Origin of the sequence: Escherichia fergusonii ATCC 35469 (assembly GCF_000026225.1) — a bacterium.
GTDB lineage: Bacteria > Pseudomonadota > Gammaproteobacteria > Enterobacterales > Enterobacteriaceae > Escherichia > Escherichia fergusonii.
Genome location: NC_011740.1, coordinates 3,867,137 through 3,881,725, shown reverse-complemented (window position 1 = coordinate 3,881,725; position 14,589 = coordinate 3,867,137). Strand labels below are relative to the sequence as shown.

Below are 14,589 nucleotides of genomic sequence, written 5' to 3'. Positions count from 1 at the left end.
TCAGAAAATTATTTTAAATTTCCTCTTGTCAGGCCGGAATAACTCCCTATAATGCGCCACCACTGACACGGAACAACGGCAAACACGCCGCCGGGTCAGCGAGATTCTCCTGAGAATCTCGACAGAGAAAAGCAAAAAAATGCTTGACTCTGTAGCGGGAAAGCGTATTATGCACACCCCGCGCCGCTGAGAAAAAGCGAAGCGGCACTGCTCTTTAACAATTTATCAGACAATCTGTGTGGGCACTCGAAGATACGGATTCTTAACGTCGCAAGACGAAAAATGAATACCAAGTCTCAAGAGTGAACACGTAATTCATTACGAAGTTTAATTCTTTGAGCATCAAACTTTTAAATTGAAGAGTTTGATCATGGCTCAGATTGAACGCTGGCGGCAGGCCTAACACATGCAAGTCGAACGGTAACAGGAATCAGCTTGCTGATTTGCTGACGAGTGGCGGACGGGTGAGTAATGTCTGGGAAACTGCCTGATGGAGGGGGATAACTACTGGAAACGGTAGCTAATACCGCATAATGTCGCAAGACCAAAGAGGGGGACCTTCGGGCCTCTTGCCATCGGATGTGCCCAGATGGGATTAGCTTGTAGGTGGGGTAACGGCTCACCTAGGCGACGATCCCTAGCTGGTCTGAGAGGATGACCAGCCACACTGGAACTGAGACACGGTCCAGACTCCTACGGGAGGCAGCAGTGGGGAATATTGCACAATGGGCGCAAGCCTGATGCAGCCATGCCGCGTGTATGAAGAAGGCCTTCGGGTTGTAAAGTACTTTCAGCGGGGAGGAAGGGAGTAAAGTTAATACCTTTGCTCATTGACGTTACCCGCAGAAGAAGCACCGGCTAACTCCGTGCCAGCAGCCGCGGTAATACGGAGGGTGCAAGCGTTAATCGGAATTACTGGGCGTAAAGCGCACGCAGGCGGTTTGTTAAGTCAGATGTGAAATCCCCGGGCTCAACCTGGGAACTGCATCTGATACTGGCAAGCTTGAGTCTCGTAGAGGGGGGTAGAATTCCAGGTGTAGCGGTGAAATGCGTAGAGATCTGGAGGAATACCGGTGGCGAAGGCGGCCCCCTGGACGAAGACTGACGCTCAGGTGCGAAAGCGTGGGGAGCAAACAGGATTAGATACCCTGGTAGTCCACGCCGTAAACGATGTCGACTTGGAGGTTGTGCCCTTGAGGCGTGGCTTCCGGAGCTAACGCGTTAAGTCGACCGCCTGGGGAGTACGGCCGCAAGGTTAAAACTCAAATGAATTGACGGGGGCCCGCACAAGCGGTGGAGCATGTGGTTTAATTCGATGCAACGCGAAGAACCTTACCTGGTCTTGACATCCACGGAAGTTTTCAGAGATGAGAATGTGCCTTCGGGAACCGTGAGACAGGTGCTGCATGGCTGTCGTCAGCTCGTGTTGTGAAATGTTGGGTTAAGTCCCGCAACGAGCGCAACCCTTATCCTTTGTTGCCAGCGGTCCGGCCGGGAACTCAAAGGAGACTGCCAGTGATAAACTGGAGGAAGGTGGGGATGACGTCAAGTCATCATGGCCCTTACGACCAGGGCTACACACGTGCTACAATGGCGCATACAAAGAGAAGCGACCTCGCGAGAGCAAGCGGACCTCATAAAGTGCGTCGTAGTCCGGATTGGAGTCTGCAACTCGACTCCATGAAGTCGGAATCGCTAGTAATCGTGGATCAGAATGCCACGGTGAATACGTTCCCGGGCCTTGTACACACCGCCCGTCACACCATGGGAGTGGGTTGCAAAAGAAGTAGGTAGCTTAACCTTCGGGAGGGCGCTTACCACTTTGTGATTCATGACTGGGGTGAAGTCGTAACAAGGTAACCGTAGGGGAACCTGCGGTTGGATCACCTCCTTACCTTAAAGAACTGTGCTTTGCAGTGCTCACACAGATTGTCTGATAGAAAGTGAAAAGCAAGGCGTCTTGCGAAGCAGACTGATACGTCCCCTTCGTCTAGAGGCCCAGGACACCGCCCTTTCACGGCGGTAACAGGGGTTCGAATCCCCTAGGGGACGCCACTTGCTGGTTTGTGAGTGAAAGTCGCCGACCTTAATATCGTTAAAGATGACTTACGAGTCATGTTTAAGATATTTGCTCTTTAAAAATCTGGATCAAGCTGAAAATTGAAACACTGAACAACGAAAGTTGTTCGTGAGTCTCTCAAATTTTCGCAACACGATGATGAATCGAAAGAAACATCTTCGGGTTGTGAGGTTAAGCGACTAAGCGTACACGGTGGATGCCCTGGCAGTCAGAGGCGATGAAGGACGTGCTAATCTGCGATAAGCGTCGGTAAGGTGATATGAACCGTTATAACCGGCGATTTCCGAATGGGGAAACCCAGTGTGTTTCGTCACACTATCATTAACTGAATCCATAGGTTAATGAGGCGAACCGGGGGAACTGAAACATCTAAGTACCCCGAGGAAAAGAAATCAACCGAGATTCCCCCAGTAGCGGCGAGCGAACGGGGAGAAGCCCAGAGCCTGAATCAGTGTGTGTGTTAGTGGAAGCGTCTGGAAAGGCGCGCGATACAGGGTGACAGCCCCGTACACAAAAATGCACATATTGTGAGCTCGATGAGTAGGGCGGGACACGTGGTATCCTGTCTGAATATGGGGGGACCATCCTCCAAGGCTAAATACTCCTGACTGACCGATAGTGAACCAGTACCGTGAGGGAAAGGCGAAAAGAACCCCGGCGAGGGGAGTGAAAAAGAACCTGAAACCGTGTACGTACAAGCAGTGGGAGCCTCTTTATGGGGTGACTGCGTACCTTTTGTATAATGGGTCAGCGACTTATATTCTGTAGCAAGGTTAACCGAATAGGGGAGCCGAAGGGAAACCGAGTCTTAACTGGGCGTTAAGTTGCAGGGTATAGACCCGAAACCCGGTGATCTAGCCATGGGCAGGTTGAAGGTTGGGTAACACTAACTGGAGGACCGAACCGACTAATGTTGAAAAATTAGCGGATGACTTGTGGCTGGGGGTGAAAGGCCAATCAAACCGGGAGATAGCTGGTTCTCCCCGAAAGCTATTTAGGTAGCGCCTCGTGAATTCATCTCCGGGGGTAGAGCACTGTTTCGGCAAGGGGGTCATCCCGACTTACCAACCCGATGCAAACTGCGAATACCGGAGAATGTTATCACGGGAGACACACGGCGGGTGCTAACGTCCGTCGTGAAGAGGGAAACAACCCAGACCGCCAGCTAAGGTCCCAAAGTCATGGTTAAGTGGGAAACGATGTGGGAAGGCCCAGACAGCCAGGATGTTGGCTTAGAAGCAGCCATCATTTAAAGAAAGCGTAATAGCTCACTGGTCGAGTCGGCCTGCGCGGAAGATGTAACGGGGCTAAACCATGCACCGAAGCTGCGGCAGCGACGCTTATGCGTTGTTGGGTAGGGGAGCGTTCTGTAAGCCTGTGAAGGTGTGCTGTGAGGCATGCTGGAGGTATCAGAAGTGCGAATGCTGACATAAGTAACGATAAAGCGGGTGAAAAGCCCGCTCGCCGGAAGACCAAGGGTTCCTGTCCAACGTTAATCGGGGCAGGGTGAGTCGACCCCTAAGGCGAGGCCGAAAGGCGTAGTCGATGGGAAACAGGTTAATATTCCTGTACTTGGTGTTACTGCGAAGGGGGGACGGAGAAGGCTATGTTGGCCGGGCGACGGTTGTCCCGGTTTAAGCGTGTAGGCTGGTTTTCCAGGCAAATCCGGAAAATCAAGGCTGAGGCGTGATGACGAGGCACTACGGTGCTGAAGCGACAAATGCCCTGCTTCCAGGAAAAGCCTCTAAGCATCAGGTAACATCAAATCGTACCCCAAACCGACACAGGTGGTCAGGTAGAGAATACCAAGGCGCTTGAGAGAACTCGGGTGAAGGAACTAGGCAAAATGGTGCCGTAACTTCGGGAGAAGGCACGCTGATATGTAGGTGAAGCGACTTGCTCGTGGAGCTGAAATCAGTCGAAGATACCAGCTGGCTGCAACTGTTTATTAAAAACACAGCACTGTGCAAACACGAAAGTGGACGTATACGGTGTGACGCCTGCCCGGTGCCGGAAGGTTAATTGATGGGGTTAGCGGTAACGCGAAGCTCTTGATCGAAGCCCCGGTAAACGGCGGCCGTAACTATAACGGTCCTAAGGTAGCGAAATTCCTTGTCGGGTAAGTTCCGACCTGCACGAATGGCGTAATGATGGCCAGGCTGTCTCCACCCGAGACTCAGTGAAATTGAACTCGCTGTGAAGATGCAGTGTACCCGCGGCAAGACGGAAAGACCCCGTGAACCTTTACTATAGCTTGACACTGAACATTGAGCCTTGATGTGTAGGATAGGTGGGAGGCTTTGAAGTGTGGACGCCAGTCTGCATGGAGCCGACCTTGAAATACCACCCTTTAATGTTTGATGTTCTAACGTTGGCCCCTTATCGGGGTTGCGGACAGTGTCTGGTGGGTAGTTTGACTGGGGCGGTCTCCTCCTAAAGAGTAACGGAGGAGCACGAAGGTTGGCTAATCCTGGTCGGACATCAGGAGGTTAGTGCAATGGCATAAGCCAGCTTGACTGCGAGCGTGACGGCGCGAGCAGGTGCGAAAGCAGGTCATAGTGATCCGGTGGTTCTGAATGGAAGGGCCATCGCTCAACGGATAAAAGGTACTCCGGGGATAACAGGCTGATACCGCCCAAGAGTTCATATCGACGGCGGTGTTTGGCACCTCGATGTCGGCTCATCACATCCTGGGGCTGAAGTAGGTCCCAAGGGTATGGCTGTTCGCCATTTAAAGTGGTACGCGAGCTGGGTTTAGAACGTCGTGAGACAGTTCGGTCCCTATCTGCCGTGGGCGCTGGAGAACTGAGGGGGGCTGCTCCTAGTACGAGAGGACCGGAGTGGACGCATCACTGGTGTTCGGGTTGTCATGCCAATGGCACTGCCCGGTAGCTAAATGCGGAAGAGATAAGTGCTGAAAGCATCTAAGCACGAAACTTGCCCCGAGATGAGTTCTCCCTGACCCTTTAAGGGTCCTGAAGGAACGTTGAAGACGACGACGTTGATAGGCCGGGTGTGTAAGCGCAGCGATGCGTTGAGCTAACCGGTACTAATGAACCGTGAGGCTTAACCTTACAACGCCGAAGGTGTTTTGGCGGAAGAGACATCGACAAGTAAGCTTGATACAGATTAAATCGACAGGTCAGAACGGGACGTGTTGATAAACAGAATTTGCCTGGCGGCCTTAGCGCGGTGGTCCCACCTGACCCCATGCCGAACTCAGAAGTGAAACGCCGTAGCGCCGATGGTAGTGTGGGGTCTCCCCATGCGAGAGTAGGGAACTGCCAGGCATCAAATAAAGCAGAAGGCCCAGTCGGAAGACTGGGCCTTTTTGCGTTTCTACAAACTCTCCCTGTCGTCATAACTACAAGCCATCCCCCCACAGATACGGTAAACTAGCCTCGTTTTTGCATCAGGAAAGCAGCTATGAACCACTCCTTAAAACCCTGGAACACATTTGGCATTGATCATAATGCTCAGCACATTGTATGTGCCGAAGACGAACAACAACTACTCAATGCCTGGCAGCATGCAACCGCAGAAGGGCAACCCGTTCTTATTCTGGGTGAAGGAAGTAATGTACTTTTTCTGGAAGACTATCGCGGCACGGTGATCATCAACCGGATCAAAGGTATCGAAATTCATGATAAACCTGATGCGTGGTATTTACATGTAGGGGCCGGAGAAAACTGGCATCACCTGGTAAAATACACTTTGCAGGAAGGTATGCCTGGTCTGGAAAATCTGGCATTAATTCCTGGTTGTGTCGGTTCATCACCTATCCAGAATGTTGGGGCTTATGGCGTAGAATTACAGCGAGTTTGCGCTTATGTTGACTGTGTTGAACTGGCGACAGGCAAGCAAGAGCGCTTAACAGCTAAAGAATGCCGCTTTGGCTATCGCGACAGTATTTTTAAGCATGAATACCAGGATCGCTTCGCTATTGTAGCTGTAGGTCTGCGTCTGCCAAAAGATTGGCAACCTGTACTAACGTATGGTGACTTAACTCGCCTGGACCCTTCAACGGTAACGCCACAGCAAGTATTTGATGCAGTGTGTCATATGAGGACTACAAAACTTCCCGATCCAAAAGTGAACGGTAATGCGGGTAGTTTCTTCAAAAATCCTGTTGTTTCTGCCGAAGCGGCTAACGCGTTGTTGGCACAATTTCCAACAGCACCACATTATCCCCAGACAGACGGTTCAGTAAAATTGGCAGCAGGTTGGCTTATCGATCAGTGCCAGCTTAAAGGGACGCAAATTGGTGGTGCTGCGGTACACCGTCAACAGGCGCTGGTTCTCATAAATGAGCACAACGCAAAAAGCGAAGATGTTGTACAGCTGGCGCATCATGTAAGACAGAAAGTTGGTGAAAAATTTAATGTCTGGCTTGAGCCTGAAGTCCGCTTTATTGGCGCATCAGGTGAAGTGAGCGCAGTGGAGACAATTTCATGAAGGATAACACCGTGCCGCTGAAATTGATCGCCCTGTTAGCGAATGGCGAATTTCACTCTGGTGAGCAGCTGGGTGAAACGTTAGGAATGAGCCGGGCGGCCATTAATAAACATATTCAAACACTGCGTGACTGGGGCGTTGATGTCTTTACCGTTCCGGGTAAAGGATACAGCTTGCCCGAGCCAATCCAGTTACTTAATGCCGAAAAGATATTGAGTCAGCTGGATGGCGGCAGTGTAGCCGTGTTGCCAGTTATTGACTCCACGAATCAGTACCTTCTTGATCGTATCGGAGAGCTTAAATCGGGCGATGCCTGCGTTGCAGAATATCAGCAGGCTGGTCGTGGTCGCCGGGGTCGGAAATGGTTTTCGCCTTTTGGCGCAAACTTGTATTTGTCTATGTTCTGGCGTCTGGAACAAGGCCCGGCGGCGGCGATTGGTTTAAGTCTGGTTATCGGTATCGTGATGGCGGAAGTATTACGCAAGCTGGGTGCAGATAAAGTTCGTGTTAAATGGCCTAATGACCTCTATCTGCAGGATCGCAAGCTGGCAGGCATTCTTGTGGAGCTGACTGGCAAAACCGGCGATGCGGCGCAAATAGTCATTGGAGCCGGGATCAACATGGCAATGCGTCGTGTTGAAGAGAGTGTTGTTAATCAGGGGTGGATCACGCTGCAAGAAGCGGGGATCAATCTCGATCGTAATACGTTGGCGGCCATGCTAATACGTGAATTACGCGCGGCGCTGGAACTCTTCGAACAAGAAGGATTGGCACCTTATCTTTCGCGCTGGGAAAAGCTGGATAATTTTATTAATCGCCCAGTGAAACTTATCATTGGTGATAAAGAAATATTTGGCATTTCACGCGGAATAGACAAACAGGGTGCTTTATTGCTTGAGCAGGATGGAATAATAAAACCATGGATGGGCGGTGAAATATCCCTGCGTAGTGCAGAAAAATAAGAAAGGGGAGCATTAGCTCCCCTGCAAATTATTTGCGTAGTCTGACCTCTTCTACCGCATGATTAGCACTTTTCGTCAGGATTAAACTGGCACGCTCACGAGTAGGTAGAATATTTTGCTTTAAGTTCAGCCAGTTGATCTCTTTCCACAACGTCATGGCAGTCTTAATAGCTTCTTCTTTAGTTAATTTCGCGTAGTTATGAAAATAGGAATCCGGGTCGGTAAAAGCCCCTTCGCGGAATTTCAGAAAACGGTTGATATACCATGTCTGAAGTAAGTCTTCCGGAGCATCAACATATATCGAAAAATCGACAAAATCAGAAACAAATACATGATGTGGATCGTGTGGATAATCCATCCCGCTCTGTAAGACATTTAACCCTTCAAGAATTAAAATATCAGGCTGAACAACCGTTTTATCTCCATCCGGGATCACATCATAAATAAGATGCGAGTAAACTGGTGCCGTAACGTTTGGCACGCCGGACTTGAGATCGGAAACAAACTTCACCAGGCGATGCATATCATACGATTCCGGGAAGCCTTTCTTCTTCATCAGACCACGTTCTTTCAGAACCTGATTAGGGTGAAGGAAGCCATCTGTAGTGATCAGTTCAACACGACGATGTTCCGGCCAACGGCTTAATAGCGCCTGCAATACACGGGCGGTTGTACTTTTCCCCACCGCGACACTACCAGCAATACTGATAATGTAAGGAATGCGTTGCCCGTTGGTACCAAGAAACTGTTCCAGAACTGCCTGACGGCGCAGATTCGAGCTTATATAGAAGTTCAGCAAACGTGACAGAGGTAAATAGATCTCGGCAACTTCTTCTAACGAGAGATCTTCATTAATACCTTTGAGACGGGCGATCTCATCTTCCGATAACGTCATAGGTACGGAATCACGCAGAGCTGCCCACTGGTTGCGGTCAAACTGTAGGTAAGGCGTCATTAACGTTTGCTCTTTTATACTCATAAGCATGTTTCTGGCGGTCATAGCTCTATCGGCAAAACGATATTTGCCATGGCGCGTCACAGTTCTGTTGAATGGGTTAATGGGCAGGAGGGTAACACCAGATGGGGAGGAATAATAAGAAAAAATCTCTCCCAGGAAGCTATCGTTGAAAAGCAATGTGACAGATATTCCATCTGATAAAAAGAATTGCGCTTTAGAAGGAGCGCATTGTTGAGAACAATGATGTTGAAAAAGTGTGCTAATTTGCCCTCTGTTCGACTGTTTCTTCATCGTGTCGCATAAAATGTGACCAATAAAACAAATTATGCAATTTTTTAGTTGCATGAACTCGCATGTCTCCATAGAATGCGCGCTACTTGATGCCGACTTAGCTCAGTAGGTAGAGCAACTGACTTGTAATCAGTAGGTCACCAGTTCGATTCCGGTAGTCGGCACCATCAAGTCCGGTGGGGTTCCCGAGCGGCCAAAGGGAGCAGACTGTAAATCTGCCGTCACAGACTTCGAAGGTTCGAATCCTTCCCCCACCACCAATTTCGGCCACGCGATGGCGTAGCCCGAGACGATAAGTTCGCTTACCGGCTCGAATAAAGAGAGCTTCTCTCGATATTCAGTGCAGAATGAAAATCAGGTAGCCGAGTTCCAGGATGCGGGCATCGTATAATGGCTATTACCTCAGCCTTCCAAGCTGATGATGCGGGTTCGATTCCCGCTGCCCGCTCCAAGATGTGCTGATATAGCTCAGTTGGTAGAGCGCACCCTTGGTAAGGGTGAGGTCGGCAGTTCGAATCTGCCTATCAGCACCACTTCTTTTCTCCTCCCTGTTTTTTCCTTCTGTTTATTGCATTCAACAAGTCGGGCATGTTGCCTGGTTGATGTGGTGATATCACCGATTTATCCGTGTCTTAGAGGGACAATCGATGTCTAAAGAAAAGTTTGAACGTACAAAACCGCACGTTAACGTCGGTACTATCGGCCACGTTGACCATGGTAAAACAACGCTGACCGCTGCAATCACTACCGTACTGGCTAAAACCTACGGCGGTGCTGCTCGCGCATTCGACCAGATCGATAACGCGCCGGAAGAAAAAGCTCGTGGTATCACCATCAACACTTCTCACGTTGAATACGACACCCCGACCCGTCACTACGCACACGTAGACTGCCCGGGGCACGCCGACTATGTTAAAAACATGATCACCGGTGCTGCCCAGATGGACGGCGCGATCCTGGTAGTTGCTGCGACTGACGGCCCGATGCCGCAGACTCGTGAGCACATCCTGCTGGGTCGTCAGGTAGGCGTTCCGTACATCATCGTGTTCCTGAACAAGTGCGACATGGTTGATGACGAAGAGCTGCTGGAACTGGTTGAAATGGAAGTTCGTGAACTTCTGTCTCAGTACGACTTCCCGGGCGACGACACTCCGATCGTTCGTGGTTCTGCTCTGAAAGCGCTGGAAGGCGACGCAGAGTGGGAAGCGAAAATCCTGGAACTGGCTGGCTTCCTGGATTCTTACATTCCGGAACCAGAGCGTGCGATTGACAAGCCGTTCCTGCTGCCGATCGAAGACGTGTTCTCCATCTCCGGTCGTGGTACCGTTGTTACCGGTCGTGTAGAACGCGGTATCATCAAAGTTGGTGAAGAAGTTGAAATCGTTGGTATCAAAGAGACTCAGAAGTCTACCTGTACTGGCGTTGAAATGTTCCGCAAACTGCTGGACGAAGGCCGTGCTGGTGAGAACGTAGGTGTTCTGCTGCGTGGTATCAAACGTGAAGAAATCGAACGTGGTCAGGTACTGGCTAAGCCGGGCACCATCAAGCCGCACACCAAGTTCGAATCTGAAGTGTACATTCTGTCCAAAGATGAAGGCGGTCGTCATACTCCGTTCTTCAAAGGCTACCGTCCGCAGTTCTACTTCCGTACTACTGACGTGACTGGTACCATCGAACTGCCGGAAGGCGTAGAGATGGTAATGCCGGGCGACAACATCAAAATGGTTGTTACCCTGATCCACCCGATCGCGATGGACGACGGTCTGCGTTTCGCAATCCGTGAAGGCGGCCGTACCGTTGGCGCGGGCGTTGTAGCAAAAGTTCTGAGCTAATTGCCGATAACATTTGACGCAATGCGCACTAAAAGGGCATCATTTGATGCCCTTTTTGCACGCTTTCGTACCAGAACCTGGCTCATCAGTGATTTTCTTTGTCATAATCATTGCTGAGACAGGCTCTGTTGAGGGCGTATAATCCGAAAAGCTAATACGCGTTTCGATTTGGTTTGCCTCGCGATCGCGGGGTGAAAATGTTTGTAGAATACTTCTGACAGGTTGGTTTATGAGTGCGAATACCGAAGCTCAAGGAAGCGGGCGCGGCCTGGAAGCGATGAAGTGGGTCGTTGTGGTGGCATTGCTCCTGGTGGCGATTGTCGGCAACTATCTTTATCGCGACATTATGCTGCCGCTGCGTGCGCTGGCCGTAGTAATTCTGATTGCTGCAGCGGGTGGTGTCGCGCTGTTAACGACAAAAGGTAAAGCTACCGTTGCTTTTGCCCGTGAAGCGCGTACCGAAGTCCGTAAGGTCATTTGGCCGACTCGCCAGGAAACATTGCACACCACGCTGATTGTGGCTGCGGTTACCGCAGTAATGTCACTGATCCTGTGGGGACTGGATGGTATTCTGGTTCGCCTGGTATCCTTTATCACTGGCCTGAGGTTCTGAGATGTCTGAAGCTCCTAAAAAGCGCTGGTACGTCGTTCAGGCGTTTTCCGGTTTTGAAGGCCGCGTAGCAACGTCGCTGCGTGAGCATATCAAATTACACAACATGGAAGATTTGTTTGGTGAAGTCATGGTACCAACCGAAGAAGTGGTTGAAATCCGTGGCGGTCAGCGTCGCAAAAGCGAACGTAAATTCTTCCCTGGCTACGTCCTCGTTCAGATGGTGATGAACGACGCGAGCTGGCACCTGGTGCGCAGCGTACCGCGTGTGATGGGCTTCATCGGCGGTACTTCCGATCGTCCTGCGCCAATCAGCGATAAAGAAGTCGATGCGATTATGAACCGCCTGCAGCAGGTTGGTGATAAGCCGCGTCCGAAAACGTTGTTTGAACCGGGTGAAATGGTCCGTGTTAATGATGGTCCGTTCGCTGACTTCAACGGTGTTGTTGAAGAAGTGGATTACGAGAAATCTCGTCTGAAAGTGTCTGTTTCTATCTTCGGTCGTGCGACCCCGGTAGAGCTGGACTTCAGCCAGGTTGAAAAAGCCTAACCCAGCGATCAAAAAAGCGGCGATTTAATCGTTGCACAAGGCGCGAGATTGGAATACAATTTCGCGCCTTTTGTTTTTATGGGCCTTGCCCGTAAAACGATTTTTTATATCACGGGGAGCCTCTCAGAGGCGTTATTACCCAACTTGAGGAATTTATAATGGCTAAGAAAGTACAAGCCTATGTCAAGCTGCAGGTTGCAGCTGGTATGGCTAACCCGAGTCCGCCAGTAGGTCCGGCTCTGGGTCAGCAGGGCGTAAACATCATGGAATTCTGCAAAGCGTTCAACGCAAAAACTGATTCCATCGAAAAAGGTCTGCCGATTCCGGTAGTAATCACCGTTTACGCTGACCGTTCTTTCACTTTCGTTACCAAGACTCCGCCGGCAGCAGTTCTGCTGAAAAAAGCGGCTGGTATCAAGTCTGGTTCCGGTAAGCCGAACAAAGACAAAGTGGGTAAAATTTCCCGCGCTCAGCTGCAGGAAATCGCGCAGACCAAAGCTGCCGACATGACTGGTGCCGACATTGAAGCGATGACTCGCTCCATCGAAGGTACTGCACGTTCCATGGGCCTGGTAGTGGAGGACTAAGAAATGGCTAAACTGACCAAGCGCATGCGTGTTATCCGCGAGAAAGTTGATGCGACCAAACAATACGACATCAACGAAGCTATCGCTCTGCTGAAAGAGCTGGCGACTGCTAAATTCGTAGAAAGCGTGGACGTAGCTGTTAACCTCGGCATCGACGCTCGTAAATCTGACCAGAACGTACGTGGTGCAACTGTACTGCCGCACGGTACTGGCCGTTCCGTTCGCGTAGCCGTATTTACCCAGGGTGCAAATGCTGAAGCTGCTAAAGCTGCAGGTGCTGAACTGGTAGGTATGGAAGATCTGGCTGACCAGATCAAGAAAGGCGAAATGAACTTTGACGTTGTTATTGCTTCTCCGGATGCAATGCGCGTTGTTGGCCAGCTGGGCCAGGTTCTGGGTCCGCGCGGCCTGATGCCAAACCCGAAAGTGGGTACTGTTACGCCGAACGTTGCTGAAGCGGTTAAAAACGCTAAAGCTGGCCAGGTTCGTTACCGCAACGACAAAAACGGCATCATCCACACCACCATCGGTAAAGTGGACTTTGACGCTGACAAACTGAAAGAAAACCTGGAAGCTCTGCTGGTTGCGCTGAAAAAAGCAAAACCGACTCAGGCTAAAGGCGTGTACATCAAGAAAGTTAGCATCTCCACCACCATGGGTGCAGGTGTTGCAGTTGACCAGGCTGGCCTGAGCGCTTCTGTAAACTAATGCCTTTACGTGGGCGGTGATTTTGTCTACAATCTTACCCCCACGTATAATGCTTAATGCAGACGTATATCCGAGATATTCGGATTGTAGCAAGGCGGCAACTGAGTGAGTCGCCAGGAGCATAGCTAACTATGTGACTGGTGCGAACGAAGGAAGCCAACGCCGCTACAAGCTGAATAGCGACGGATAGAAAAGATTTGTTCGTTGGAGCCTGGCCTATCCAGGCCTCCGTCGAAGACCGCAGGAGTTTCGCAAGAAACTTAATCCCCTGCGTAGACGGTGACAGAACGCTAAGATTATTCTTTTATATTCTGGCTTGTTTCTGCTCACCGTAATTAAGACGCTCTCTCCGTTTGGAGGAGTGAAGTGAGTTCCAGAGATTTTCTCTGGCAAACATCCAGGAGCAAAGCTAATGGCTTTAAATCTTCAAGACAAACAAGCGATTGTTGCTGAAGTCAGCGAAGTAGCCAAAGGCGCGCTGTCTGCAGTAGTTGCGGATTCCCGTGGCGTAACTGTAGATAAAATGACTGAACTGCGTAAAGCAGGTCGCGAAGCTGGCGTATACATGCGTGTTGTTCGTAACACCCTGCTGCGCCGTGCTGTTGAAGGTACTCCGTTCGAGTGCCTGAAAGACGCGTTTGTTGGTCCGACCCTGATTGCATACTCTATGGAACACCCGGGCGCAGCTGCTCGTCTGTTCAAAGAGTTCGCGAAAGCGAATGCAAAATTTGAGGTCAAAGCCGCTGCCTTTGAAGGTGAGCTGATCCCGGCGTCTCAGATCGACCGCCTGGCAACTCTGCCGACCTACGAAGAAGCAATTGCACGCCTGATGGCAACCATGAAAGAAGCTTCGGCTGGCAAACTGGTTCGTACTCTGGCTGCTGTACGCGATGCGAAAGAAGCTGCTTAATCGCAGTTATCTTTTTAACGCATTCGCTTACGTATAAACTTATTCTGATATTCAGGAACAATTTAAATGTCTATCACTAAAGATCAAATCATTGAAGCAGTTGCAGCTATGTCTGTAATGGACGTTGTAGAACTGATCTCTGCAATGGAAGAAAAATTCGGTGTTTCCGCTGCTGCTGCTGTAGCTGTAGCTGCTGGCCCGGTTGAAGCTGCTGAAGAAAAAACTGAATTCGACGTAATTCTGAAAGCTGCTGGCGCTAACAAAGTTGCTGTTATCAAAGCAGTACGTGGCGCAACTGGCCTGGGTCTGAAAGAAGCTAAAGACCTGGTAGAATCTGCACCGGCTGCTCTGAAAGAAGGCGTGAGCAAAGACGACGCAGAAGCACTGAAAAAAGCTCTGGAAGAAGCTGGCGCTGAAGTTGAAGTTAAATAAGCCAACCCTTCCGGTTGCAGCCTGAGAAATCAGGCTGATGGCTGGTGACTTTTTAGTCACCAGCCTTTTTGCGCTGTAAGGCGCCAGTAGCGTTTCACACTGTTTGACTACTGCTGTGCCTTTCAATGCTTGTTTCTATCGACGACTTAATATACTGCGACAGGACGCCCGTTCTGTGTAAATCGCAATGAAATGGTTTAAGCGTGATAGCAAC

At 50.3% G+C, this 14,589-nt stretch carries 10 protein-coding genes, 5 tRNA genes and 3 rRNA genes; 17 read left to right on the top strand and 1 reads right to left on the bottom strand.

Annotated elements, in window-relative coordinates:
* The first annotated feature begins 352 nt into the window (after positions 1–352).
* The 6 genes from EFER_RS18960 to birA all read left to right on the top strand — a co-directional run bounded on the left by EFER_RS18960 (position 353) and on the right by birA (position 7,497).
* Positions 353–1,894, top strand: a 16S ribosomal RNA gene (locus EFER_RS18960).
* A gap of 85 nt (positions 1,895–1,979) precedes the next feature.
* Positions 1,980–2,055 (top strand) — tRNA-Glu (locus EFER_RS18955).
* Between the two features lie 194 nt (positions 2,056–2,249).
* Positions 2,250–5,154 (top strand): 23S ribosomal RNA (locus tag EFER_RS18950).
* Positions 5,155–5,254: 100 nt separating this feature from the next.
* A 5S ribosomal RNA gene (gene rrf / locus EFER_RS18945) occupies positions 5,255–5,370 on the top strand.
* Together the 16S, 23S and 5S rRNA genes with 1 tRNA gene alongside form the textbook arrangement of a ribosomal RNA operon.
* Before the next feature lie 136 nt (positions 5,371–5,506).
* Positions 5,507–6,535 (top strand): UDP-N-acetylmuramate dehydrogenase, encoded by a 1,029-nt coding sequence (murB, locus tag EFER_RS18940; protein WP_001016680.1) that lies wholly within the window; start codon positions 5,507–5,509, stop codon positions 6,533–6,535.
* A complete protein-coding gene (gene birA, locus EFER_RS18935) occupies positions 6,532–7,497 on the top strand; it encodes a bifunctional biotin--[acetyl-CoA-carboxylase] ligase/biotin operon repressor BirA (protein WP_000654602.1) in 966 nt (321 codons plus the stop codon). Before murB ends, birA begins: the two co-directional genes overlap by 4 nt.
* A gap of 28 nt (positions 7,498–7,525) precedes the next feature.
* Here birA and coaA read toward each other — a convergent pair whose 3' ends face one another.
* Positions 7,526–8,476, bottom strand: a complete 951-nt coding sequence (coaA, locus tag EFER_RS18930) for a type I pantothenate kinase (protein WP_000023081.1) — start codon at positions 8,474–8,476, stop codon at positions 7,526–7,528.
* Positions 8,477–8,837: 361 nt separating this feature from the next.
* Here coaA and EFER_RS18920 point away from each other — a divergent pair.
* The 11 genes from EFER_RS18920 to rplL all read left to right on the top strand — a co-directional run bounded on the left by EFER_RS18920 (position 8,838) and on the right by rplL (position 14,375).
* Positions 8,838–8,913: transfer RNA gene (locus EFER_RS18920), tRNA-Thr, on the top strand.
* Positions 8,914–8,921: 8 nt separating this feature from the next.
* Positions 8,922–9,006: transfer RNA gene (locus EFER_RS18915), tRNA-Tyr, on the top strand.
* Positions 9,007–9,122: 116 nt separating this feature from the next.
* Positions 9,123–9,197 (top strand) — tRNA-Gly (locus EFER_RS18910).
* Between the two features lie 6 nt (positions 9,198–9,203).
* Positions 9,204–9,279 (top strand) — tRNA-Thr (locus tag EFER_RS18905).
* Positions 9,280–9,393: 114 nt separating this feature from the next.
* Positions 9,394–10,578 carry an elongation factor Tu gene (gene tuf / locus EFER_RS18900; RefSeq protein WP_000031784.1) on the top strand — a complete coding sequence of 395 codons (1,185 nt, stop codon included), beginning with the start codon at positions 9,394–9,396 and terminating at the stop codon, positions 10,576–10,578.
* A 229-nt stretch (positions 10,579–10,807) separates the two neighbouring features.
* Positions 10,808–11,191, top strand: a complete 384-nt coding sequence (gene secE, locus EFER_RS18895) for a preprotein translocase subunit SecE (RefSeq protein WP_001275702.1) — start codon at positions 10,808–10,810, stop codon at positions 11,189–11,191.
* Position 11,192: 1 nt separating this feature from the next.
* On the top strand, positions 11,193–11,738 hold the full coding sequence (gene nusG / locus EFER_RS18890; protein ID WP_001287516.1) for a transcription termination/antitermination protein NusG: 546 nt from the start codon (positions 11,193–11,195) through the stop codon (positions 11,736–11,738).
* 158 nt (positions 11,739–11,896) lie between these two features.
* Positions 11,897–12,325: a 50S ribosomal protein L11 gene (rplK, locus tag EFER_RS18885; protein ID WP_001085926.1), complete on the top strand. Its 429-nt coding sequence runs from the start codon at positions 11,897–11,899 to the stop codon at positions 12,323–12,325.
* A gap of 3 nt (positions 12,326–12,328) precedes the next feature.
* Positions 12,329–13,033 carry a 50S ribosomal protein L1 gene (rplA, locus tag EFER_RS18880; protein WP_001096684.1) on the top strand — a complete coding sequence of 235 codons (705 nt, stop codon included), beginning with the start codon at positions 12,329–12,331 and terminating at the stop codon, positions 13,031–13,033.
* Between the two features lie 412 nt (positions 13,034–13,445).
* On the top strand, positions 13,446–13,943 hold the full coding sequence (gene rplJ / locus EFER_RS18875) for a 50S ribosomal protein L10 (protein WP_001207201.1): 498 nt from the start codon (positions 13,446–13,448) through the stop codon (positions 13,941–13,943).
* A gap of 66 nt (positions 13,944–14,009) precedes the next feature.
* Positions 14,010–14,375, top strand: a complete 366-nt coding sequence (gene rplL / locus EFER_RS18870) for a 50S ribosomal protein L7/L12 (protein WP_000028878.1) — start codon at positions 14,010–14,012, stop codon at positions 14,373–14,375.
* Positions 14,376–14,589 lie beyond the last annotated feature (214 nt).

Coding starts and splice junctions, on each gene's coding strand:
- rplJ (WP_001207201.1), top strand. CDS start 13,446: ATGGCTTTAAATCTTCAAGACAAACAAGCGATTGTTGCTGAAGTCAGC.
- rplA (WP_001096684.1), top strand. CDS start 12,329: ATGGCTAAACTGACCAAGCGCATGCGTGTTATCCGCGAGAAAGTTGAT.
- murB (WP_001016680.1), top strand. CDS start 5,507: ATGAACCACTCCTTAAAACCCTGGAACACATTTGGCATTGATCATAAT.
- nusG (WP_001287516.1), top strand. CDS start 11,193: ATGTCTGAAGCTCCTAAAAAGCGCTGGTACGTCGTTCAGGCGTTTTCC.
- coaA (WP_000023081.1), bottom strand. CDS start 8,476: ATGAGTATAAAAGAGCAAACGTTAATGACGCCTTACCTACAGTTTGAC.
- secE (WP_001275702.1), top strand. CDS start 10,808: ATGAGTGCGAATACCGAAGCTCAAGGAAGCGGGCGCGGCCTGGAAGCG.
- tuf (WP_000031784.1), top strand. CDS start 9,394: ATGTCTAAAGAAAAGTTTGAACGTACAAAACCGCACGTTAACGTCGGT.
- rplK (WP_001085926.1), top strand. CDS start 11,897: ATGGCTAAGAAAGTACAAGCCTATGTCAAGCTGCAGGTTGCAGCTGGT.
- birA (WP_000654602.1), top strand. CDS start 6,532: ATGAAGGATAACACCGTGCCGCTGAAATTGATCGCCCTGTTAGCGAAT.
- rplL (WP_000028878.1), top strand. CDS start 14,010: ATGTCTATCACTAAAGATCAAATCATTGAAGCAGTTGCAGCTATGTCT.